Annotated in this window: 21 protein-coding genes and 1 pseudogene; 6 read left to right on the top strand and 16 right to left on the bottom strand. The window is 61.2% G+C overall.

Annotated features, from left to right (window positions below):
• Positions 1–92: 92 nt before the first annotated feature.
• The 3 genes from BLU35_RS16850 (at position 93) to BLU35_RS16840 (ending at position 2,313) form a co-directional block, all read left to right on the top strand.
• A complete protein-coding gene (locus tag BLU35_RS16850; protein ID WP_093233802.1) occupies positions 93–989 on the top strand; it encodes an NAD-dependent epimerase/dehydratase family protein in 897 nt (298 codons plus the stop codon).
• A gap of 44 nt (positions 990–1,033) precedes the next feature.
• Entirely contained in the window at positions 1,034–1,816 is a 783-nt protein-coding gene (locus BLU35_RS16845; RefSeq protein ID WP_093233801.1) for a FadR/GntR family transcriptional regulator, read from the top strand.
• A gap of 293 nt (positions 1,817–2,109) precedes the next feature.
• Positions 2,110–2,313, top strand: a complete 204-nt coding sequence (locus BLU35_RS16840; protein WP_057248747.1) for a cold-shock protein — start codon at positions 2,110–2,112, stop codon at positions 2,311–2,313.
• An 85-nt stretch (positions 2,314–2,398) separates the two neighbouring features.
• Here the strand turns inward: BLU35_RS16840 and BLU35_RS16835 are convergent, their stop codons facing one another.
• The 7 genes from BLU35_RS16835 to BLU35_RS16805 all read right to left on the bottom strand — a co-directional run bounded on the left by BLU35_RS16835 (position 2,399) and on the right by BLU35_RS16805 (position 5,993).
• The gene (locus BLU35_RS16835; RefSeq protein WP_375293094.1) at positions 2,399–2,704 is read right to left on the bottom strand and encodes a hypothetical protein; all 306 of its coding nucleotides are present in this window, start codon (positions 2,702–2,704) and stop codon (positions 2,399–2,401) included.
• Positions 2,689–2,883: a hypothetical protein gene (locus BLU35_RS16830; protein WP_286161545.1), complete on the bottom strand. Its 195-nt coding sequence runs from the start codon at positions 2,881–2,883 to the stop codon at positions 2,689–2,691. Before BLU35_RS16830 ends, BLU35_RS16835 begins: the two co-directional genes overlap by 16 nt.
• A gap of 82 nt (positions 2,884–2,965) precedes the next feature.
• Positions 2,966–3,562 (bottom strand): NUDIX domain-containing protein, encoded by a 597-nt coding sequence (locus BLU35_RS16825; protein WP_093233798.1) that lies wholly within the window; start codon positions 3,560–3,562, stop codon positions 2,966–2,968.
• 67 nt (positions 3,563–3,629) lie between these two features.
• Entirely contained in the window at positions 3,630–4,001 is a 372-nt protein-coding gene (locus BLU35_RS16820) for a nuclear transport factor 2 family protein (protein WP_176907295.1), read from the bottom strand.
• A gap of 23 nt (positions 4,002–4,024) precedes the next feature.
• Entirely contained in the window at positions 4,025–4,870 is an 846-nt protein-coding gene (locus tag BLU35_RS16815) for a PhzF family phenazine biosynthesis protein (RefSeq protein WP_093233797.1), read from the bottom strand.
• 53 nt (positions 4,871–4,923) lie between these two features.
• Positions 4,924–5,553 (bottom strand): LysE family translocator, encoded by a 630-nt coding sequence (locus BLU35_RS16810; RefSeq protein ID WP_093233796.1) that lies wholly within the window; start codon positions 5,551–5,553, stop codon positions 4,924–4,926.
• 35 nt (positions 5,554–5,588) lie between these two features.
• Positions 5,589–5,993, bottom strand: a complete 405-nt coding sequence (locus BLU35_RS16805; RefSeq protein WP_093233795.1) for a VOC family protein — start codon at positions 5,991–5,993, stop codon at positions 5,589–5,591.
• A 136-nt stretch (positions 5,994–6,129) separates the two neighbouring features.
• Here BLU35_RS16805 and BLU35_RS16800 point away from each other — a divergent pair, with 136 nt between their 5' ends.
• Positions 6,130–7,491, top strand: a complete 1,362-nt coding sequence (locus tag BLU35_RS16800) for an aminotransferase-like domain-containing protein (RefSeq protein ID WP_093233794.1) — start codon at positions 6,130–6,132, stop codon at positions 7,489–7,491.
• A gap of 186 nt (positions 7,492–7,677) precedes the next feature.
• Here the strand turns inward: BLU35_RS16800 and BLU35_RS16795 are convergent, their stop codons facing one another.
• The 4 genes and pseudogenes from BLU35_RS16795 to BLU35_RS16780 all read right to left on the bottom strand — a co-directional run bounded on the left by BLU35_RS16795 (position 7,678) and on the right by BLU35_RS16780 (position 11,092).
• Positions 7,678–8,814 carry an aldo/keto reductase gene (locus BLU35_RS16795; RefSeq protein WP_093233793.1) on the bottom strand — a complete coding sequence of 379 codons (1,137 nt, stop codon included), beginning with the start codon at positions 8,812–8,814 and terminating at the stop codon, positions 7,678–7,680.
• A 47-nt stretch (positions 8,815–8,861) separates the two neighbouring features.
• Positions 8,862–9,581: a DUF4405 domain-containing protein gene (locus BLU35_RS16790; RefSeq protein WP_093233792.1), complete on the bottom strand. Its 720-nt coding sequence runs from the start codon at positions 9,579–9,581 to the stop codon at positions 8,862–8,864.
• A gap of 13 nt (positions 9,582–9,594) precedes the next feature.
• A pseudogene (locus BLU35_RS16785) lies at positions 9,595–10,066 on the bottom strand (cytochrome P460 family protein).
• A 132-nt stretch (positions 10,067–10,198) separates the two neighbouring features.
• Positions 10,199–11,092 (bottom strand): LysR family transcriptional regulator, encoded by an 894-nt coding sequence (locus BLU35_RS16780; protein ID WP_093233791.1) that lies wholly within the window; start codon positions 11,090–11,092, stop codon positions 10,199–10,201.
• A gap of 186 nt (positions 11,093–11,278) precedes the next feature.
• Between BLU35_RS16780 and BLU35_RS16775 the strand changes: the two genes are divergently transcribed.
• Positions 11,279–12,268 (top strand): aldo/keto reductase, encoded by a 990-nt coding sequence (locus BLU35_RS16775; RefSeq protein ID WP_093233790.1) that lies wholly within the window; start codon positions 11,279–11,281, stop codon positions 12,266–12,268.
• A gap of 89 nt (positions 12,269–12,357) precedes the next feature.
• On the opposite strand, the gene BLU35_RS16770 is transcribed toward BLU35_RS16775, so the two are convergent.
• Both BLU35_RS16770 and BLU35_RS16765 read right to left on the bottom strand, forming a co-directional pair.
• A complete protein-coding gene (locus BLU35_RS16770) occupies positions 12,358–14,808 on the bottom strand; it encodes a GcvT family protein (RefSeq protein ID WP_093233789.1) in 2,451 nt (816 codons plus the stop codon).
• A gap of 86 nt (positions 14,809–14,894) precedes the next feature.
• Positions 14,895–15,680 carry a DeoR/GlpR family DNA-binding transcription regulator gene (locus BLU35_RS16765; protein WP_093233788.1) on the bottom strand — a complete coding sequence of 262 codons (786 nt, stop codon included), beginning with the start codon at positions 15,678–15,680 and terminating at the stop codon, positions 14,895–14,897.
• A 212-nt stretch (positions 15,681–15,892) separates the two neighbouring features.
• Between BLU35_RS16765 and BLU35_RS16760 the strand changes: the two genes are divergently transcribed.
• Complete coding sequence (locus BLU35_RS16760) at positions 15,893–16,936, top strand: GlxA family transcriptional regulator (protein ID WP_093233787.1); 1,044 nt, start codon at positions 15,893–15,895, stop codon at positions 16,934–16,936.
• 68 nt (positions 16,937–17,004) lie between these two features.
• Here the strand turns inward: BLU35_RS16760 and BLU35_RS16755 are convergent, their stop codons facing one another.
• From BLU35_RS16755 to BLU35_RS16745, 3 genes are all read right to left on the bottom strand, one after another.
• Positions 17,005–19,014 (bottom strand): putative 2-aminoethylphosphonate ABC transporter permease subunit, encoded by a 2,010-nt coding sequence (locus BLU35_RS16755; RefSeq protein WP_093233786.1) that lies wholly within the window; start codon positions 19,012–19,014, stop codon positions 17,005–17,007.
• An 8-nt stretch (positions 19,015–19,022) separates the two neighbouring features.
• Positions 19,023–20,198, bottom strand: coding sequence for a putative 2-aminoethylphosphonate ABC transporter ATP-binding protein (locus tag BLU35_RS16750; RefSeq protein WP_093233785.1), 1,176 nt, complete (start codon positions 20,196–20,198; stop codon positions 19,023–19,025).
• A gap of 84 nt (positions 20,199–20,282) precedes the next feature.
• Positions 20,283–21,305, bottom strand: coding sequence for a putative 2-aminoethylphosphonate ABC transporter substrate-binding protein (locus BLU35_RS16745; RefSeq protein WP_176907293.1), 1,023 nt, complete (start codon positions 21,303–21,305; stop codon positions 20,283–20,285).
• Positions 21,306–21,595 lie beyond the last annotated feature (290 nt).

Below are 21,595 nucleotides of genomic sequence, written 5' to 3'. Positions count from 1 at the left end.
CGGCACCTTGCGACGACCCCGCCTGGAAGATCCCTTTGACGAACTATCATCGATAGGCATCCCCCCCATTCGTGCAGAGCATGGAGAACACAATGACCAAGCGGATCATCTTCACCGGAGGGAGCGGCAAGGCCGGCCGCCATGTCGTGCAATACCTCGTCGAACAAGGCCACCAAGTGCTCAACCTCGACACGAAGCCCCTCGACAACCCGAAGGTGCGCACGCTGATCACCGACATCACGGACAGCGGCCAAGTGTTCAATGCACTGTCAAGCTACACCGGCCTGCACGAATTCGACCCGTCGCTCGCGCCGCAGCCGATCGATGCCGTCGTCCACTTTGCCGCGATCCCGCGCATCCTGATCGCCCCCGACAACGAGCTCTTTCGCGTCAATGCGATGGGCACCTACAATGTCATCGAGGCGGCGGTGAAGCTTGGCATCCGCAAGATCGTCATCGCATCGAGTGAGACGACCTACGGCCTCGTCTTCGCCAACGAGCCGCGAAACCCGCGTTATTTTCCGCTCGACGAGGACTATGACGTCGACCCGATGGATAGCTACGCACTCTCCAAAGTCATCAACGAAAAGACCGCGCGCGCCTTTGCACTGAGAAGCGGCGCCGACATCTATGCCTTGCGCATTGGCAATGTGATCGAGCCGCACGAATACCATCTCTTCCCCGGCTGGTTTGCCGATCCAGGCTTTCGCAAGCGCATTGCCTGGAGCTATGTCGATGCGCGCGACCTCGGCCAGATCACCCTCAGGGCCGTGGAGACCGACGGTCTTGGGTTCCAGGTCTTCAACGCAGCAAGCGACGATACGTCCTCCGACATTCCAACCCGCGAACTGATCGACCGGTTCTACCAAGGCGTTCCTGTCAAGGGGCAGATCGGCGAATACGAGACGCTCCTATCAAACCGCAAAGCCCGCGCGATGCTCGGCTTTGAGCCGCAACACAGCTGGCGGAAATATGTTGAGGTCGGGTGACGCGCTGCGCGGCTGGGCGGTACAGATGCGAGAAAATAACGAAAATGGCTGAACGACAACCAGGAAAAGTCTCCGCCGGATCGACCGCGGCGGAGGCGAAGCGTGCGAGCCGACGCCTCGATGCGCCGCGTATGTCGGGACCCAGCGTCCACATGTCGCTTGCCGATGACATCGGGCTCAGTATCGTGCGTGGCGACTATCCGCCCGGAACGATCCTGCCGAACGAGGCGCAATGGACGGAAATCTTCAACGTCAGTCGCACCGCGGTGAGAGAGGCGATCAAGATATTGATGGCCAAGGGATTGCTCGCCTCGCGCCCGAAAGTCGGCAGCTGGGTGGAGCCGAGGGAGCGCTGGAACCTGCTCGATCGCGACGTTCTGAGCTGGTATGCGGTCTCACCGGACCGTCTCCAGTTTCTCAAGACCGTACAGGAATTTCGCCACATCCTGGAGCCGGAGGCGACGGCGCTCGCCGCCACCCGCCGGAACGAAAAGCAGATGATCGAAATCAGCGCGGCATTGGAAGACATGCAACAGGCGACAACGCTGCAGACCCGCATCCAGGCTGACACGCGCTTCCACCTTGCAATCCTGCGCGCGTCGGGAAACGATCTCCTGGTACCGCTGGGCGCGCTGATCGAATCTGCACTCAGCCACCTTTTCCTGCTGGTGACCCGAGAGGACGGCAGCTCCGTCCACGCACTGAAGCTCCACGAGAACATCGAGAAAAGCATTCGCCTCCGACGCCCGAACGCGGCCCGCAATGCCGTGCGGCGACTTCTAGCCAATACCGATGAGCTCATAGCGCAATCGGGGCGCTATGTATGATCGTCAGGTCGTATGGCATGAGGCCCTCGATCGCACCTTCGCTTGTGTGAGAGTTCGCTGCCCCGCCGCGCGATATCGTGCGCGAAAAGTCGCAGCGCTCGCGTTCAATCATTAGGCACTGTCTACGACGGGCACGGCGAGTGGCCACAGGCGGCCTTCGCTGACAGGACACGAAAAAGCTCGACCGCGCGCCGTCCGAGCCGCGAAGCGCGTGAATGCGCGGTTGCGGGAGTGGGCAGCCTTGAATAAGCTGCAATGGCAATATGCAGGCCACTCAGCTGACGAGGATAATCATGGCAATCGGTACCGTTAAGTTTTTCAATCAGGACAAGGGCTTTGGCTTCATCACACCGGACAACGGTGGAGCGGACGTCTTTGTCCATGTGTCAGCGGTGGAAGGCGGAAGCCCACTTCGAGAGGGCCAAAAGGTCAGCTACGAACTTGGCCAGGACCGCAAGACCGGAAAATCGAAAGCCGAAAACGTCAGGCCAGCTTGAACGTCTCGACCTACGGGACTTCTTATGGTCGGGCGATCTCGGCAATGGCAAGCTGAGCCATCACGGCGGAAAGCAGATCACCGCTTTAGGTTGGTTTAAAGCCAAGCACGAAATCGACGACCTTCGACGAGGACATTTCGCAGGGCTTGAGCGTGGTGCTCGCACCAGAAAGCACGTAAAAGTTGAAGCTGACGACATCCGCTCCGCCCAGTTCCTCGCCATATAACCAGATCCGCCTGCCATCGGCCGAGCGCCTGACGGTCACGCCCCATGGGCGACCTGCGAAGCTTCCCTGTCCATAGCCGTCGGGAAGCTGCGCAAGCGCCTTCTCAAACTTGACCAGCACCTCAGACGATAGCTCTGGCACCGACGGCGTCATGGCGCGAGGCACTCGTCACAATTGCAGCGACCGTCGGCGTCCATTCGCGAGGCCGACCGCTTCTTTTGACAACAGAGGCCTATCATCGCGTTTCCGAACTGGCCTCCGTCGCGCTCTGGCGGAATGACTTCGATGTCGATGTCGATGTCGATGTCGAGGTCGGAAAGGACATTCGTGGCAAACTGATCCATCTCGAGGTTCCATGTCGAGCACGGCAATCTTAGCAGGATCATCATCTTTCCGAGATCGATATGGCCCGCCCAGCGATCCGGATCAGCGCTTCACGTCCTTTTCCTGAAAGAGCCGGATCGTCAGGTGCTGAAGCAGAATGATCGTTTTGGCGTCGCGAATCTCACCACGGTCGATCATCTGGATCGCGTCGGACAACGAGATTTCCATTACGTCTATGTCTTCTCCCTCGTCAGGAGCACCCCCGCCAGTTCCCACCCTGTGTTTCTCGGTATATTCGCCGTAGAAAAATGCCAGGTATTCCGTGACCGATCCGGGGCTCATGTAGATGTCGAAAAGATGCGTCAGCTCGGAGACATCATACCCAGTTTCTTCGATCAGTTCTGCACGCATCCGCGTTGCCGGCTCGGCACCATCAAGCAGTCCCGCCGGGGTTTCGATCAGTGATTCCAGACCGCCATTCAAAAAAACCGGCAAACGAAACTGACGGGTCAGCAGAACACGGCCACTTCGGGGATTGTATAACAGGCATGTCGCCCCGTTGCCACGATCGTAAGCCTCTCGGGTCTGCCGCTGCCAACCTCCATCCCTGAGCCGAAGTTCAAATTCGTACTTGGTCAGCCGTCCCCAATCATCCGCCAATACACGCTCCGCGATCGGCCGGAAAACACTCTCGTCCATCAAGTCACCACTCTCTTGTTTGCCGCTTCAATGGCCATGCAATCGGCCTCGTACAGTCTGCCTAAGGCTACAAAAGCCTCCGCTCGCTGATCTTGAACCAGGCTTTGGCAATCTTGCCGTTTTCAACTTCATAGATACAAACGACATCGACCTCGCCCTTCCCTTCCGGAAAGGTTCGCGCAACCGTTTCGTGGTCGATGACGACATTGCCGACCACGATACGTGTCAGCAGAGTTCCATGTAGATCAGGCTCTTTGAACCGTTCGATATGTCGTTCCCGAATTTCGACAGCACCCCCTGCCAGAAGCGTGGAGGGAAATGCGTAGTACTGGCAATCATCAGCCCACCAAGGCATGAATGCCTCAATATCTCGGGCGTTATAGGCTTCGAGCTGTCTTTGGACGGGGAGCTCAATTTCTGCCCTATCGATTGTACTCAATGAAACACCTCTTCTTTCCCTTTTCAAAGGCCGTGTAGCCTGCCGTCGACATGCGTGCGCGTTTCGCCGCCTACCCAAATTCGGCCAACGTCATCGCGGCCCACATGAAGCCGGCCATGGCGCCCAAGACGGGTCCCCTGGGCGGCGACATAATCCCCCTCAACCGCACCTCCAGCGAACAACCACTGTGCGATCGAGGCATTGAGGCTTCCGGTGACGGGGTCTTCGACGATTGCACCCAGATGGTCGCTGAAGAACGCGCGAACCTCGAAGGCTGCATCGCGACCCTTTGCATGCGGACCAACTACACCAACGTCGATCCGACCGGCCCAATTTCGGAGCGGATTGAGCGAAAGCACTTTCTCCGCCGATGCCAATCTGATCCCCAGCCATCCAGGTCCATTGTCGATCCAGGCGGCATCAAGGATATCGCAAGGTTCAATGCCCAACAGCTGTCGGGCCCCATCCAATTCACCCTGTGTTGGCGCGCCGGAACGGATCAGCGGCGGGGCGGCAAACGAAAGCCGCCCCTGCGTACGCCGGATCGTGACCAGACCGGCGCGGCATTCCTGAATGATTTCCGTCGCCTTCTTCGGCACCCGACCCGTCGAGAGCCAGACATGACAGCTTCCAAGCGTCGGGTGCCCGGCAAAAGGCATCTCCCTGTCCAGCGTGAAGATCCTGACCCGGTAGTCAGCATCTGGATGCGTGGGCGATAAGAGGAAGGCGGTCTCCGACAAATTGAACCACCGCGTCAACTGCTGCATTTCATCCGTCGACATGGCATCTGCGCCGATGACGACCGCCAGCGGGTTGCCAGAAAACGGCCCGGCGCCAAACACATCGACCATATGGACGGCAAGGGTCATGACATCGCGCTTTCAATTGGGTCACTTCATTGGGGCATCGACGGATCCGGATATCAGCTCTGCGAAGCAAGCAGTTTAAGTCCCGCAACCGCGAACACCGCCGAGAGCACACCTTCAATCCAGCGCCGCAATCTGGCGTATAGGGCAATCATGGAGGCGGTCGAAAAGACGATGGCGTAACCACCGAACACCAGGACGCCGAGGATGGCGCAACCGCCAATGATCACCGGTAGCGTGCCTGCGGGAGCATCCTGACGGAACCCCAACGACATGATCGCTATCCAGGCCAGAATCGCCTTCGGGTTTCCGATATGCATGAGAATGCCCTGCCGATAGAGCGATCGATAACAAGGCGCGGCAGCCCTTGCGTCCTTCTTCGTGATGTCGGAGATCGGCTTCAGAGCCGACTTGCCCGCACGAAAAGCCAGATAGAGCAAATAGACACCGCCAACGATCTTGATGACGAAAAGCGCCTCTGCATAGGCGGCCAACGTGGCGGAAATGCCCGTCGCCGCCAGTACTGCCCAGAAGAGTGAGCCCGTGATGACGCCCGCCGCCAAGACGAGGGCGGGCAGGCGGCCGTCGCGCATCGCCGTTCCCATGATCGCCATGTTGCTCGGCCCAGGACTGGCGGTGGCGACGAGGTAGGTGCCGTAGACGAGTGCTATCTGACTGCCGATCATTCGAAATTCTCCAGAAACAGAAGGCTTCTCCAGCATCAATGCTGGAGGTCTCCGCGGTGAACGATGTGGACCTTGTTTCCATCGGGGTCGCGCAGATAGGCACCGAAGTAACCGTCACCGTAGTGTGGGCGCGGGCCTGGTGCGCCTTCGTCCGTCCCGCCGTGCGCGAGACCATCGGTGTAGGCCGTCCTCACAGCCTCCTGCGAGGGGGATAGAAAGGCGGCCATGCAGCCATTGCCGGCCGTCGCCGGCTCGCCATCGAAGGGGATGTAGACATAGAAGCGCGGCAGTGGCGCTTGAATAGCCACCCAGCAAAGCGCCGAAGGCCCGCCATCGGAGGCAACGACGCGGCGTTTCAGGCCGAGCGGAGCGAGCACGGCGTCATAGAAACGACCCGCCCGCTCAAGATCGCGCACCCCGACAGTAACATGACTGAACATCTGGCTCTCCATGCGCCCGTCATCGCGGTCAGGCGCCTCCTGCAGGTGTGTATTTCGTTCAGCGTCGTCATAGCGTATGTTACACTTGCTGTTTATATGAATAGTGTCATGTGACACTTTTATCGAGGTGGCCAATATGCTCCTTCAATCGCCATGGGCACCACGTCTCGCCGACATCGAGGCGAATGCCGCCGAGCGGCTGGTCCTCGCTCTCGCCGACGACATCATCGAAGGGCGGCTGACGGGAGGCGACCGCCTGCCGGCGCATCGCGATGTCGCATGGAAACTGGGGATTGGCCTCGGCACGGTGACGAAAGCCTATGCCGCTCTTGAACGGCGAGGTCTGACGCGTAGCGTCAAGGGCCGCGGAACGTTCGTGGCGATCCGCCACGCACACAAGGATCGGCAGATCGATCTCTCATCCAACGCCCCGCCGGCAACGCTCAACGCACGCCTTCTGGCGCGGACATTGACCGGGATCGCGCGCAAGATCGATGCGGATCATCTCAATCTCTACGCCCCACCCGCCGGACATCTGGAGCACCGCCGTGTTCTGGCCCGCTGGCTCGAAACACTGGGTCTCATCGTCGATCCGTCGCATCTGGTGCTGACGAGCGGCGCCCGCCAGGCGCTCTCACTGGCCTTCGACCTCGCCTGCGGTCCGCAGGGACTGCTTCTGACCGAACGGATCACCTATCCCGGCGCGATCGCGCTGGCCCGGCGCAAGGGATATCGGATGCAGGGTGTCAGGATCGACGCTGAAGGGATGGTACCAGAGGCACTGGCAGAGGCGCTCGACAGGGCCACATCGGCCGGCAGAAAGGCAGTTTACCTCACCCCGACGCTTCACAATCCGACCACCGCCACGATGGGTGGGGAGCGAAGGCAGGCCATCGCGGAAATTTGCCGTCGGGCGGGCGCGTGGATCATCGAGGACGGCGTCTATGCGCCGGCCGAGCCGGCTTTGCCTCCGCTGACGGCATTGGCGCCCGAGATCGCCTTTCATGTGAACGGGCTGTCCAAGTCGCTTGGCCCCGGGTTGCAGATCGGCGTGCTCGCGCTGCCGGCTGGTTTTAACGAAGCAGCGGAAGACGCCTTGCAAGACATGCCTCTGGCCCCCTCGCCGCTCTCCTGTGCAGTGGTCGAGGAATGGCTGATCACCGGCGTCATTCCTTCGATCCAGCGGGACCTGCGCCATGAGGCGCGGCGTCGATCCAGTCTGGCTGTCTCGCTTCTCGGTACGGCCGAACTTATCTCTGATCCCGATGCCTATAACGCCTGGCTGCCGATGCCGCGCGAGGCTGCCAACCGTTTCGTATCCGTCGCTGCGGAGGCCGGCATCAAACTGACCCCACCGGATTCCATGATGGTGGACCGAGAGGATCGGGCGAGCGGAATTCGGCTTTGCCTTGGCGGCGCATCGTTCGAAGATCTGAGCGAGGCACTGACACTTCTGGCGCAGTGGCTAATCGAGATGCCAAGGCAATCTGCGAAATAAGACCCGCGAACGCCCTACCTCACGCAACCGCCTGGGCGCCCGTTGTTTCGACAAGCGAGCCACAAATGAAGCGGCTTCCTCCGACACGACGACTTTAGAACACGAAGTCACCGTTCGCAGATAGCTCCCGATTTGCCGTAGCTGGCCCAAAGCAAACAGATTGCTTTGGGCGGACCTAAGTTGCGATTACGACTTCAGAGGTGCTTCAACATCCGAATAGGCCTGGACAGCGTCTGGCAGCCTCGCGCCGCGTATCTCGATCGCCGATACGGAGACGTTCAGTTCGGCAATTTCGGCGGGCGAGAACTGGATTGTCGGCGCACCGATGTTCTCGATCATGTGTGCCATCTGCGTCGTTCCGGGAATCGGCACGATCCATGGCTTTTGAGACAGCAGCCAGGCCAAGGCGATTTGCCCCGGCCTGGCCTGCTTGCGTTCGGCCCAAACTTTAAGGAGCTCGACGAGTGCCAGGTTGTGGGGCAGGTTTTCAGGGGCAAAGCGAGTCTCGATGCCGCGGATATCCCCGGGGGCAAACCGCGTCTCCGCGTCGATCGCACCGTTGAGGAAACCCACACCAAGAGGGCTCCACGGCACAAACCCGATGCCGAGTTCCTCGCAAACGGGGATCGCACCGGTCTCCGGGCCGCGCCAAAGCATCGAATATTCGCTCTGGACAGCGGTCAGGGGCAGCGCCGCATGTGCTCGGCGCAGCGTGGTCAAGCCCATCTCCGAAAGGCCCCAATGCAGGACCTTGCCTTCGGATATCAGGTCCTTGACGGTCCCGGCGACGTCCTCGATTGGCACCTGCGGGTCAACCCGGTGCTGGTACAGAAGATCGATGCGATCGGTACGCAGCCGCTTCAGCATGCCCTCGACGACAAGCTTGATGTGCTCGGGGCGGCTGTTAAGGCCCGGCTTCCGTTCCCCGGTCTCCTGATCGATGTTCCAGCCGAACTTCGTGGCGATGACGACCTGGTCGCGGAAAGGCTCCACACCCTCGCCCAGGATCCTCTCCACCTCGTGCGGACCATAGGCTTCGGCGGCGTCATAGAAAGTGAGGCCACGGTCGAAGGCGGTTCGGATGATATTGTGCATCTCCCCGCGCGTCGGAACGGTCCGCTGATAGGTCCGGCTCATATTCTGGACGCCGAGCCCAACGCTCGAAACTTCGAGGGAGCCGAGTTTCCGCCGTCCGATTTCCGACACAGTCGTGCTGGTTGGGACGCGCTCCCGTGTGGCGGTCTGCGCCTCAGCGACACCGGCGTTTGTTACTGCGGCCAGGGTGCTCGCTGCCAATAGCAAGTCTCGACGGTTAAGCTCCATGTTCTCGTATCCTCTCTTGTTTTGATTTGAAGGGGTGGGCGAACTGGTCAGGAGATGGATTTGGCTCGGTCCTCATCGAGCGCGTCGACATCGGCCGATCGACGACGGGGGGCCTGGATGGCCGTGATACCGTAGTGCCCCGCGGCGACGTAAAGTCCGGCGATGGAGGCGGCGCGGAGGAAGAACCCAGCGGCGCCTTCGTTGAAATCCCAGAACTGCATGGTGGGGATCAGGAGAAGTCTCGATCCGATATCGAGTTCGAAGGAACTGTAGACGCCGCACGCCGCGATGCCACAGGAGGCGAGCCTGAGGACTGCCGTACGGCCGAGGTGGTTTTGATTGAGCCCGAGCAGGCTTCGGACGACGTTCATGACGGTCGACCAGTGAAGACCGAGGTGGATCGAGACGATGATCAAGGCCCAATAGGCGGCCAGGATATGGGCGTCTCTGGCGGAGGGGCCGCCGACGGCGAGAAGCCCGAAACGCGACTGCGAAATCAGGACGCTCGTGGTCAGCAAGGTCACCATCGTGACCAGCAGCGTGAGGTTCAACCCGACGGTCACCAACGGCCTCGCCAGACCCCGCGTTCGGGCTATCCCCCCGTACCAGCGGCGATTGAAGACATTATGGAGGAGAAGCAGCGCGAACATGCTCGTGCCGATCAACTCGTGCGAACGGTTGTCCATCCACCAATATGCCATGCCGACCACGAACAGACCGACGGCGAGGAAGTCCAATCCGAGGCGCAGCAGGAAAACAGGGGTCATCGCCAACCCTCCGTCATTCGATCATCGTGTCGTCGAATGCGCCGAGCGCGTCGAACGTGTAGAGGAAGTTCTCACCAGAACGGGAGGAATGGCAGGACTGGCAGCGGGCGGTGTTCTCGTCCATGTTGACGGACTTGTCGGCCCAATTGGAACTGCCAGTCGTCCGTCCGCCGGTTCTCGGGGTAGTCGTTGCCCCAACCTTTCCCCTTCTGCATGACAAAGTAGCGGTGGACCTTTCCGTCGCGGTGGTCGACCAGCACGAAGTGCGTGCCATCAGGGATGGGTTGCCCGTTCTTGACCGCGTCGACCGCCTCGCGCGTTGTCATGATGTGCTCGGTCACCTCGCCCCGGCGGATGGTCGTGTAATGCACAAGCTCGTCTAGATCCTTCGGGAACTGGACGCGGTTCGCCTCGGCGTGGACCTGGGTGCCAAGGGCGGCGACGAAGGAGGCGAATGCGACCAGCCACGGTTTGGTGCGTGTCATCGGTTTCTCTCACGAATTGGACAAGCGAACGGTACGTGAGAGCGGGCCGCCACATTAGACGGCAAAATCCGTATGATCTTATAAGGACGCCTTCTTAATTACACGCAGTTGATAAGCCGTGATGGGGCAATGTCAGCCTCGGAACCGAAGGGCGTCGACAAAGAGGGCAAAGGCGGGTGAGGCATGCCTTCGGTTTGGATAGTAGAGATGGTAGCCGGGGAACGGTTCGCACCAATCCTCGAGCACGCGTTCCAGGCAACCGGTTGCAATGTATTCGGTGGCCTGGTCTTCGGGTAGGTAGGCAAGGCCCAGGCCGGAAAGTGCTGCGTCGATCCGCATGGCGAGATTGTTGAAGACAAGTTGGCCATCGACCCTGACCCGGATTTCACGACCGTCGCGCTCGAACTCCCAAGGATAGATGCCACCGCGGGTCGGCAGCCGCATGTTGATGCAGTTGTGACCGGTCAGGTCCTGGGGCGTCTCCGGCCGCCCATGGCGTCCGAAGTATGCCGGGGACCCGACGACCGCCATGCGCATGTCGCCGCTCACCTTAACCGCAATCATGTCCTTGGCGACCTGCTCGCCAAGCCGGATGCCCGCGTCGTAGCGCTCCGCGACGATGTCCGTCAGACCGTAATCGACGGTCACCTCGACGTTAATGTCGGGATACTCGATGGCAAGTTTCCGGATCGCGGGCGCGAGAACGGAAATCGCCGGGTGCTCGCCGGCCGAAATCCGGATCGTGCCCGACGGCTTGTCCTTGAGTTCGCTGAGCGCGCCGAGTTCCGCCTCGATCTCTTCGAACCGCGGGCCGACGGTATTGAGCAGACGGTCTCCGGCTTCTGTCGGCGCGACACTGCGCGTCGTGCGCGTGAGCAACCGGATGCCGAGGCGGGCTTCCAGTCCCCGGACGGTCTGGCTCAGCGCCGATTGCGAGACGCCGAGTTTTGCTGCCGCCTTGGTGAAGCTCCGTTCTCTCGCGACGGTCAGGAACGCGACGAGGTCGTTGTAATTTTCCTGGGGCATTCAGTAGTCCACCTAATAGGTTCATACCGATTATAGCGACTAATCGAAAACAGTCTCAATCGCTAGGTTCCCGGACAAGTACAGCGCGGTCGGGCGCCGCCATGAGCCATGAGGCATGAGCTGCCCCGGCGCCCAACAATGTTTGTCACCGATGTGTCGTCGCCGCAAACACAAGGAAAATGAGAAATGGAAACGCGCAAACTGGGAGCACTCGAAGTTTCGGCCATTGGGCTGGGATGCATGGGCATGAGCGCGGCCTACGGTCCTCCGGCCGACAAAGCGGAGATGATAAAGCTTATCCGCGGTGCGTATGAGCGTGGGGTCACGTTTTTCGACACTGCCGAGGCTTATGGGCCCTTCGTGAACGAAGAACTCGTCGGAGAAGCGCTCGCACCGATCCGGGATCAGGTCGTGATCGGGACGAAATTCGGCTTCGACATTGATCTCCAGACAGGCAAGCGTGGCGGGGGAACGAACAGCCGCCCCGAGCACATCAAGGCGGTCGCCGACGCCAGCCTCAAGCGGCTCAAGACCGATCGTATCGACGTATTCTATCAACACCGCGTCGATCCGGACGTGCCGATCGAAGACGTTGCCGGCGCCATCAAGGACCTCGTCGCGGCAGGAAAGGTGAGACATTACGGGCTTTCGGAAGCAGGTGTCGGTACAATCCGTCGCGCCCATGCCGTCCACCCGCTTGCCGCCGTGCAGAGTGAATACTCGCTGTTCTGGCGGGGACCAGAAGCTGAACTGCTTCCGGTACTCGAGGAACTGAATGTCGGCTTCGTCCCCTTCAGCCCGCTCGGAGCCGGGTTCCTGACGGGCAAGATCGATGAGTACACCAAGTTCGATCCGACGGATTTCCGGAACATGGTGCCGCGCTTCTCTCCCGAGGCCCGCAAAGCCAACACGGCTCTGGTCGATATCGTGAAAGCGGTAGCCGATCGCAAGGGAGCCACGCCCGCGCAGGTCGCCTTGGCTTGGCTTCTTGCCCAAGGGCCCTGGATCGTGCCGATCCCGGGCACCACGAAGTCGTACCGGCTCGAGGAAAACCTCGGCGCGGTTGACCTTGAGTTGACCGCCGAAGACCGCTCCGAGATCGCCGCAGGCCTCTCCAAAATCGAGGTTCAGGGCGAGCGTCTTCCCGAAGCGGCGCTCAAGATGGTCGGCCACTGAGTACGTCGGCCACATTCCCTCGGCAGATATCGCTTGCGGCAATATCGATTGGCGCGCGCGATCTGCCCCGCGCCAAGTGCTTGCAGCGACTAGGCCTTGATGCGGGTGGCTTTCGGGTCATAGGCGGCCGTAACGTGAGGGGTGACAGCGAAGCGCTCGCCGGCGAGTTCGACCTCGAAGTTGCCGGACTTCACGAAGTCGGTATCCACGCCGGTCGCATGTTCGATGAGTGCCAGCGCGACCGAACATCCAAGGGTATGGCCGTAGGCGGCCGAGCGCACCTCGCCAACGGGGTTCCCATCACGAAGGATCAACTCACCGCCCCAGAGAATTGGCCACGGATCGTTCACTGTAAACTGCACAATACGGCGAGAAGGTGCGCCCTTCGCCTTTGCGGCAAGATAGGCTCGCCGGCCGATGAAGCCGCCGGTCTTGTCGGCGGCGACGGCAAATGAGAGACCCGCTTCGCAAGGATTGACGTCCGGCGTCAGTTCGCGGCTCCAGGCGCGATAGCCCTTTTCGAGCCTGAGGGCCTCAAGCGCATAGTAGCCGCAATCCGTCAGTCCGAAATCGCGGCCGACCTCGTGCAGCGCTTCGTAGACCCCGACGGCGAATTCCGTCGGCACGATCAGTTCCCAGCCGAGTTCGCCGACATAAGTCATGCGGTTTGCATAGGCCGTGGCGTAACCGACATCGATCTCCCGGATCGTTGCGAAGGGAAAGCCCTCATTCGAGATATCCGCTGAAGTCAGACGGGAAAGGATGTCGCGCGACTTCGGCCCCATCAACGCCAGGACGGCATAGGCGGAGGTAACGTCGGTGAGCGTGACGTGGGCGTCTTCCGCAGTGTTTTTTCGGATCCAGTCCGCATCATGCACGGCTTGCGCCGATCCGGTAATTAGCAGGAAGCGATCGGCGGCAAGGCGCATGACCGTCAGGTCGCTTTCGTAGCCGCCCCGTTCGTTCAGGAGCCCGGTGTAGACGGAGCGGCCGACCTGTACGTCGATCTCGGCCGCGCAGATGCGATTGAGTGCCACCACGGCATCCCGCCCCTGGACGAGCAGCTTGGCGAAGGAGGTCTGGTCGAAGATGCCAGCGGCCTCGCGCGTCGCCTTCATCTCGCGCTTGACCGCTTCGTGCCAGTTCTGCCGGCCAAAGGTGTACTGCGTCACCGGATTTTCGCCCGCCGCGGCAAACCAGTTGGCACGTTCCCATCCCATCTTCGAGCCGAAGCACGCCCCCTTACCGGCAAGCCGGTCGTAGAGAGGCGAGCGGCGGAAAGGTCGCGCCGTGTCCAGCTCCCGGTTCGGCCAGGGCATCGCGTAGTGCAGGCCAAGCGTTTCCTTGACGCGGTCGTGCAGCCAGCGGGGATTGTTGTTGAAGCCTGCGAAACGGCGGATATCGACCGGCCAGAGATCCATCGTCGGCGCGCGGTTGACGATCCACTCGGCCAGTGCCCGCCCTGCCCCGCCGGCACTGGCGATCCCCATGGAGTTGAAGCCCGCGCCGACAAAGAAGTTCTTCACTTCCGGCGCCTCACCGAGGATGAAGTTGTTGTCCGGGGTGAAGCTCTCCGGTCCGTTATAGAACTTCTTCACCTCTGACGTCGCGAGCTGCGGCACGCGCTGCAGCGCATTGTGCATCAGGATCTCAAACTGGTCCCAATCGTCAGGCAACAAGGCGAACTCGAAATCGTCGGGAATGCCCGCCATGCCCCAGGGCTTGGCCTCCGGCTCGAAACCGCCCATGACGAGACCGCCGACTTCCTCCTTGAAATAGATGTAGCCGTCGGGATCGCGCATGACCGGCAGGTCGGGGCGCACGCCTTCGATCCGCCCGGTGACGATATACATGTGTTCGGCCGAGTGCAGCGGCACCGTGACGCCGCACATCTGGCCGACCTTGCGCGCCCACTGCCCGGCACAGTTGACGACGATCTCGGCGGCAATTGCCCCCCGGTCGGTTTCAACGCCGGTGACGGCACCGTTCTTCGTCGAAATGCCGGTGACCCTGGCGCGCTCAAGGACACGGGCGCCACGGCTGCGCGCGCCTTTCGCAAGCGATTGCGTGAGATCGGTCGGATTGGCCTTGCCATCACCCGGCAGCCAGACGGCGCCGACGAGATCGTCGATCGCCATGACTGGCCAGAGATCCTGCGCTTGCCTCGGCGAGATGACCTCGATCTCGACCCCTTGGGCGCGGGCGGAGGCCGCCGTGCGCTTCAGCACGGTCATGCGGTCCTGCGTACGGGCGACGGAAAGGGAACCGCAATTCTTCCAGCCCGTGGCAAGACCGGTCTCCGATTCCAGCTCGCTATAGAGCTTGGTCGAATATTTGATGAGACCAGTCATGTTGGCGTGGCTGCGCAACTGGCCGACGAGACCGGCCGCGTGCCATGTGGTGCCACCGCTTAGTTGTCCCTGCTCCAGAAGAACGACGTCGTTCCAGCCGAGCTTGGTCAGATGATAGGCGACCGAACAACCGATGATACCGCCACCGACGATGACGACCTGTGCCTGCGTTGGAAATTCCTGCGCCATGAAACGACCTCCCGAAACCAATGGAAGGCCACACGGTAACAAAACGCCGCCAAAGAACAAGACAAAACGTTACAAAATATTACATTTCATTGTTCGGCAATGATCAGAGCCGGGCCTTTGCGCTCCAGCGCCTCGCGGATCGCCTCCGGCGGGCGCCGATCGACGATCACCCCGGCCGCGACTTCGAAGCGCGGAATACGCAGCGGCGTCAGCCGCCCGAACTTGGAACTGTCGAGCACGAAATAGGCCTTGGCGGCCGTTACCACCATGCGGGAGCGCTGCTCGGCACCGCTGCGGGTAAAGTCGGTCACCTCGCCATCCGGCGAGAGCCCGCCGCCGCCGAGAAAGGCGACATCGACACGGAAATGGTTGATCGCCTCAAGCGCATCGATGCCGACGGCCGCTTCCTCGTCCGGATCGATCTCTCCGCCGAGCATATGAACCCGCACGAGTGGTTGCCGGCACATCAACAGCGCAATGGACAGCGAAGTCGTACAAATCGTTAGGTTTTTTCGTCCGGACAGCGCATGGGCGACAGCCAGCGTCGTGGTGCCGGAATCAAGAAAAATCACCATGCCGTCGCGCACCAGACCCGCCGCAGCACGGCCGATCGCCGCCTTCGCCCCGGCATTTTCCTCGCGACGCTCGACAAAGGCCGCTTCGGTCGGCTCGAACAGGGTGGCGCCGCCATGCACGAGATCGAGCTGGCCGCGATCGGCAAGGAGCTTCAGATCTCGCCTTATCGTCTGGCGCGACACGTCGAAAAAGTCCGCCAGCTCGGCGATCCCCACGGTACCGTCGGCAGCAAGACGTCTAAGGATTTCGCCATGGCGGCGTGGGGCAAGAGCGCGGGCGCTTTGAGGGTCTGACATGTGACTATCTGTGTCCATTTTTGTCCTTTTGACAAGCCGGGCCACCGGCCTCACCCGCGCCGCCGCAGATAAGGTGCCGCGAGTAGAAGAATTCCGCCGCATTTCGCTCGATCCCTCTGAAAACGAGCTTGGCTTTGGCACAATATGTTTCATAATGTAACTATTCATTTCCCCCGCAACACGTCACGGCCTTTCATGATCAGGAAGAGACAATGCAGCAGGCACGCGCGCCGGTTCGCCACTTCACCTTCTATTTGCTCGATGGTTTTGCCCTGCATGGCTTTTCCGCAGCGATCGAAGCGCTGCGCCTTGCCAATGACGTGGCCGGGCGCCACGTTTACCAATGGCACGTTGTAACGGCGGATGGCTCACCCGCCGTCTCATCCTGCGGCACACGCCTTGCTGCGGCCGGACCGCTCGCAGATGAACGCGGCCGGTTCCACCGGGGCGAACAGCCAGGGTTCGTCGCCATCTGCGGCAGCCGCACGAAGCCACCCGCCGACCGGGCTCTGGAGGCATGGCTTCGGCTGTGCGCACGCAGTCAAGTACACCTCGCCGGGCTTGCCGGCGGCGTCTACTGTCTGGCGCGTGCGGGCCTGCTCGACGAGCGTCGCTGCGCGGTGCACTGGGAGCATTTTCCGGATTTCTCAGAACGGTTCTTCATTGCCGGAGCGCGCCAGACCGCCTTCGAGATCGACGGCAACCTTTACACCTGCGCCGGCGGCAATGCGCCCTTCGACATGTTCCTGCGCATCATCGAAGCGCACCTCGGCCGGGACGTGATCAACCGCATCTGCGAGGCAGCGCTCTGTGAACGGCTGCGCGAGACAGGCGAGCGCCAGCGCCTTCCGCTGCAGGCACGTCTCGGCATCGACAACCCGTTGCTGATCCGGATCGTCGGGCAGATGGAGGCCAATCTCGCCGAGCCGCTGAAGCTTGCCGACATGTCGCCGGCGACCGGCCTTTCCCGGCGCCAGATGGAACGTCTGTTTCGTAAGGAGATGGGCCGTACGCCGGCGCGCTACTATCTCGACTTGCGGCTGGAGCGCGCCCATCTGCTGCTCATCACCTCATCCCTTCAGGTCATCGAGATCGCGGTCGCCTGCGGCTTTTCCACCGCCTCACACTTTTCCCGTACCTACCGCGAGCGCTATGGATTTACGCCGCAGCGCACGCGTCTTGCCGAAATGGAACGCCTGCGCGCGGGAAACGATCGCAGGGCGACGATGGAAGAGCGCCGGATGGCTCGAGATTGACGCGGAAAAGTGCGTCGCCCTTCTTCAGAACGAAGGAAGGCGACCCACTTTGCGAGAGGCTGGGCCGGCTAGCGCCAGGCCTGGGTGCGGGCGAGCAGGCCGCGCGCGATCAGCGCATGGACGAGCTTGGCCGCGACATTGGTGTAGAAGATCATCATGCCCATGGCCGCAGCCGGCGCAATGTCACCCGCATCGTCCATGTTGAGCACCGCGACCGACGCAAGCTTGGTGTCCGTCGAATAGAGGAACACCACCGCTGAGACCGTCGTCATCGCGTTGACGAAGAGATAGATCGCGATGTTGAGGATCGCCGGGAGGCAGACGGGCACCGTGACCCGGAAGAACAGCCGGTGGAAGGGCTTCTTGAGCGAGGCAGCGACGGATTCGAACTCCGGATCCATCTGCTTCAGCGCTGTCAGCGCCGTCAGGTGCGCGACGGTGTAGAAATGCGTCACCGTCGAGACGACGAGGATCGTCATCGTGCCGTAGATCGTGTGCAGCGGATTGGCCGGATTGTTGAAGAAGAAGATATAGGCAAGGCCGAGCACCATGCCGGGTACGGCCATTGGCATCATCGCCAGGAAATGGAAGACGCCGCGACCGAAGCGGAAGCCGTCGGCCTTTTCGACCATATAGGCGCCAGCGAAGACGACGACCGAGCCAAAGAGTGCCGTCAGCAGCGCGAGCCGGATTGAATTGCTGTAGGCCGCCCAGCCGCCACCATCCATCAAGTCGAAGGCGAAGTTCTTGGCTGTCAGTGTCAGGTCATAGGGCCAGAACTTCACCACCGCCGCGATCTGGCACATGGCGATCATGCCGAGAATGAAGAGGCTGACGAAACAGGCGAAGGCGAAGCATAGCCCGTCCAGACGCGCGTTGGGCTTCGGCGTGTAAGGCACGGCGCGCGCCGAGAGCAGCGCCACTTGTCGCTTCTGCATGTGCCGGTCGACGACAAAGGCAAGAACAGCCGGTACGAGCAGGATGACGGAAACGACCGCACCCATCTCGAAATTCTGCTGGCCGATTACCTGCTTGTAGATATCGACGGCCAGCATGCCGTATTGCCCGCCGATCACCTTGGGCAAGCCGAAGTCGGTGATGACCAGGGTGAAGACGACGAAAGCCGCCGAGACGATACCAAAGCGCGCGCCGGGCACCGTGACGGTGGTGAAGGTTCGCCACTTGCTGGCTTTGAGCGACGCGGCAGCCTCATAGTGCCGGGCATCGGCGATGGAGAGCGCCGTCAGGATGATTAGAAAGGCGTGTGGCAGGGTGAAGAAGATCGAGCCGATGACGATGCCGATCGGCCCGTAGATCGAATAGCCCAGCAGACAATCCCTGAAGATGCCCTGATTGCCGAACAGATAGACGAGTGCGATGCCCGGCAGCAGCGACGGCACCAGGATCGGGATCGTCAGGATGCCGCGGAACAGACCCTTCAGTGGCATGCAGCTTCGCGTCAGCCCGTAGGCGAGCGCAAAGGCGATCGAGATCGTGAACACTGTGCTGATCACCGCCATCAATACGGAATTGTAGATCGACTGTGCCAGCGCTGGCGTCGAGAAGTAGGTCGTGAAATTCGTGAAACCCAGGGCACGTGCGGGCCGCAGCACGACGCGCCGGAAGGTGCCCGAATCGTATTCCCGCCACTCCGTCCCCTTTTCCAGGGTGGAGCCGACAAGGAAGGCCGCATCGTCGGTCGTGCCGCGAATACGATAGTGAACCGGACTGCGAAACTTGAAGTCCGGGAAGAATTTTGTGGCCGCCAGGCGTCCGTCGGAACTGCTGGAAAGTTCGGCCTCCGCCACCGCTCCGAGCTCCCGGTTCAGGTCTGCGGCACTGGCGACCGGCCCCCAGTTCGCCCCCTTCTCGTCGCTCATCTGGAATTCGAAAGCTGCAAGGTCGAACCGATAGGTCGAAAGCGACTTCGACAGCATCACGGAGAGCGGCGCGCCGAGCGCCACGATCAGATAGAGCCCGATGACGGCCATGAAACCCAGCTTGATACGGTCGTCCCGCGAGGCTTCCTGGCGCAAACGCTTGCCGATCAGGGGAAGATGAGGTGCTTCGAGGACCATGTTCATCGTCACGCACCCCTTGGATAGAGCAGAAGACGGTCCCGCGGGATTTCCACCTGGATGGCGCCGCCCGTCTCGATCCTGAGACGCCGGACAGCATTGACGGAGAAATCGGCGACAAGCGTGCGCTCGCCGAGGCGTGGCGCGGTCAGACGCGTCCTCCAGAACATGCCGAGGAATTCCATTTCCAGCACCTCGGCATCGATCAGGTTCTGCGGCGTTGCCGGCCGGTCGATGGCATTGGCAGCGTGCGCATCGGCCCCGTGCGGGATGATATCAACCGGACGAACGACGGCCGTTGCCGCATGGCCGGCCGAAAAATCCTCGGTCGAGCAACAGAAAGCCGAGTGGCCGATCTCGACCGCGCCGTCCCCGAGAATATGGGCCGGAAACTGGTTGGTCTCACCGATGAAATCGGCGACGAATAGCGTTTCGGGGTGACGGTAGATCTCGGTGGGCGAGCCGACCTGCTCGATGACGCCGTGGTTCATGACGACGATCCGGTCGGCCATCGCGAGCGCCTCCTCCTGGTCGTGGGTGACCATGATGGTGGTGACGCCGAGCTTCCTTTGCAGCGCCTTGATCTCATGGCGAAGATGCACCCGGACCTTGGCGTCGAGCGCCGAAAGCGGCTCGTCGAGCAACAGCAGCCCAGGGGAGATAGCGATGGCGCGGGCAAGCGCGATGCGCTGCTGCTGGCCGCCGGAAAGCTGGGCCGGATACTTCTTGCCGTGAGCCGACAGGCCTACTGTTTCCAGCAATTCGGCGACGCGGGACGCGACCCCCGCCTTTGATCGGCCGGTGTTTTCCAGGCCGAAGGCGATGTTCTGCTCGATCGTCAGGTTGGGAAAGAGCGCGTAGGACTGGAAGACGATGCCGTAGTCCCGGCTGGAGGCCGGCAGCGTCGAGATATTGCGGCCGTCCTGCAGGATGGTCCCTTGCGTCTGGAGGTCGAGGCCAGCGATGGCGCGGAGCAGCGTTGTCTTGCCGCAGCCGGAGGGGCCGAGGAAACAGACGAACTCGCCCCTGGCAATTGAGAGCGAGATGTCGCGGAGCGCAACGAAATCGCCATAGGTCTTCCAGAGATCAGAGATCTGCAAATAGGGAGCCGGCTCAGCGGCCGCGTCATCGGCGAAGTGCTGACGGCTGGTGGGCGTCGGTTCGATCGACAGGGCATGCCTCATCTGCAAGCTCCGCTGGCTTGAGGGATTTCTTGAGAGAAATGCGAACGGGCGCAGCGCGATGGCGCTACGCCCGGACGGTCAGGCTCAGCTCTTCGGCTCAGACTTGGCGTCGTAGCGCTTCTGCCATTCCTTGAGGATTTCCGCGCGGTTGTTGGCGGCCCATTCGAAGTCGTTGACGATCATCCTGGATGCGATGTCGTCGGGCAGGTGTTCGACCTGCTTGGCGACGCCCGGATAGGCAACGACCGCATAGCCGGCATTGTACATCTCGTTGGCTTCCTTGGTGACCGACCAGTCGACGAGCGTCTTTGCCGCTTCAAGATTTGCCGTGCCGGCGATGATCGCGGTTGCCTCCGCCTCCCAGCCTGAACCCTCCGCGGGGAAGATGATGTCGATCGGTGCGCCGGCACTCTTGGCCTTGGCGCCCGGAAACTCGAAGGACACGCCGATCACCGCTTCGCCGGCGCCTGCCATCTTGCACGGCTTGGAGCCGGAATGGGTGTAGGCGGAGATGTTCTGGTGGAGCTTGTCCATGAAATCCCAGGCCTTCTCTTCACCCCACATCTGCATCCAGCCCGAGACGTCGAGGAAACCGGTACCCGAGGATGCGGGGTTCGGCATCACCACATGGCCTTTGTATTCAGGCTTCGTCAGGTCTTTCCAACTCGTTGGCGGCTTGAGGCCGAGCTTTTCGCCCTCGACCGTGTTGTAGCAAAGGGCCGCAACATAGGCGTCCATGCCGACCCAGCTCGGCGGCATGTCCTTGTCGACGAATTTCGGATCGAGTGCCTCGACACCCTTTGGCTGGTAAGGCTCCAACATGCCTTCGGTCTTCAGGAGCAGCAGCGAGGTTGCCGCGAGCCCCCAGACGACGTCGGCCTGCGGATTGTCCTTCTCGGCAAGCAGCTTGGCGGTCATGACACCGGTGGAATCGCGCACCCAGTTGATCTTGATGTCCGGGTGGGCATTTTCGAAGGTCGCCTTGTAACGGTCGAGGTCTACGGCTTCGACAGCGGTGTAGACGGTGAGCTGGGTTTCAGCGGCAGCGATGGCAGGAAGCACAGCGGAAACGGCGCCGGCAAGCACAAAGAGCATGCGTCTGTTCATGATTGAAGTTCTCCTCTGAGGTCCTGGTAAAACCGGGGAAGCGCGGCGGGCAATCTTGTCGTTGCCCTCTTGTGATCGGCTTCGGGAAACATTCTGCGCAGCCGTTTCCTGTAAGTAAAATTTATTATTCTTATCGTTCAGAAGATTAAAACTATGGATGATTTGCCGCAGAACTGGGCATGACAAGCCGCGATAGATCAAGGCGGCGGCAGGTTTCGATACAACTACGCACGATCTGCCGAATGAAGGGGCATATCTACGATTGCGCACCGACGACGATGCGGTAGACG

This window comes from Sinorhizobium sp. NFACC03, assembly GCF_900103435.1.
GTDB lineage: Bacteria > Pseudomonadota > Alphaproteobacteria > Rhizobiales > Rhizobiaceae > Ensifer.
The sequence above is the reverse complement of the archived record's forward strand: the minus strand, read 5'-3'. Positions and strand labels throughout refer to the sequence as shown.

Bases quoted from the DNA above. Each gene is read 5' to 3' on its own strand.
- BLU35_RS16750 (WP_093233785.1), bottom strand. From the start codon at position 20,198: ATGAGGCATGCCCTGTCGATCGAACCGACGCCCACCAGCCGTCAGCAC.
- BLU35_RS16840 (WP_057248747.1), top strand. From the start codon at position 2,110: ATGGCAATCGGTACCGTTAAGTTTTTCAATCAGGACAAGGGCTTTGGC.
- BLU35_RS16800 (WP_093233794.1), top strand. From the start codon at position 6,130: ATGCTCCTTCAATCGCCATGGGCACCACGTCTCGCCGACATCGAGGCG.
- BLU35_RS16790 (WP_093233792.1), bottom strand. From the start codon at position 9,581: ATGACCCCTGTTTTCCTGCTGCGCCTCGGATTGGACTTCCTCGCCGTC.
- BLU35_RS16760 (WP_093233787.1), top strand. From the start codon at position 15,893: ATGCAGCAGGCACGCGCGCCGGTTCGCCACTTCACCTTCTATTTGCTC.
- BLU35_RS16780 (WP_093233791.1), bottom strand. From the start codon at position 11,092: ATGCCCCAGGAAAATTACAACGACCTCGTCGCGTTCCTGACCGTCGCG.
- BLU35_RS16770 (WP_093233789.1), bottom strand. From the start codon at position 14,808: ATGGCGCAGGAATTTCCAACGCAGGCACAGGTCGTCATCGTCGGTGGC.
- BLU35_RS16805 (WP_093233795.1), bottom strand. From the start codon at position 5,993: ATGTTCAGTCATGTTACTGTCGGGGTGCGCGATCTTGAGCGGGCGGGT.
- BLU35_RS16745 (WP_176907293.1), bottom strand. From the start codon at position 21,305: ATGAACAGACGCATGCTCTTTGTGCTTGCCGGCGCCGTTTCCGCTGTG.
- BLU35_RS16795 (WP_093233793.1), bottom strand. From the start codon at position 8,814: ATGGAGCTTAACCGTCGAGACTTGCTATTGGCAGCGAGCACCCTGGCC.
- BLU35_RS16830 (WP_286161545.1), bottom strand. From the start codon at position 2,883: ATGGATCAGTTTGCCACGAATGTCCTTTCCGACCTCGACATCGACATC.
- BLU35_RS16755 (WP_093233786.1), bottom strand. From the start codon at position 19,014: ATGGTCCTCGAAGCACCTCATCTTCCCCTGATCGGCAAGCGTTTGCGC.
- BLU35_RS16765 (WP_093233788.1), bottom strand. From the start codon at position 15,680: ATGTCAGACCCTCAAAGCGCCCGCGCTCTTGCCCCACGCCGCCATGGC.
- BLU35_RS16810 (WP_093233796.1), bottom strand. From the start codon at position 5,553: ATGATCGGCAGTCAGATAGCACTCGTCTACGGCACCTACCTCGTCGCC.
- BLU35_RS16850 (WP_093233802.1), top strand. From the start codon at position 93: ATGACCAAGCGGATCATCTTCACCGGAGGGAGCGGCAAGGCCGGCCGC.
- BLU35_RS16775 (WP_093233790.1), top strand. From the start codon at position 11,279: ATGGAAACGCGCAAACTGGGAGCACTCGAAGTTTCGGCCATTGGGCTG.
- BLU35_RS16825 (WP_093233798.1), bottom strand. From the start codon at position 3,562: ATGGACGAGAGTGTTTTCCGGCCGATCGCGGAGCGTGTATTGGCGGAT.
- BLU35_RS16815 (WP_093233797.1), bottom strand. From the start codon at position 4,870: ATGACCCTTGCCGTCCATATGGTCGATGTGTTTGGCGCCGGGCCGTTT.
- BLU35_RS16845 (WP_093233801.1), top strand. From the start codon at position 1,034: ATGGCTGAACGACAACCAGGAAAAGTCTCCGCCGGATCGACCGCGGCG.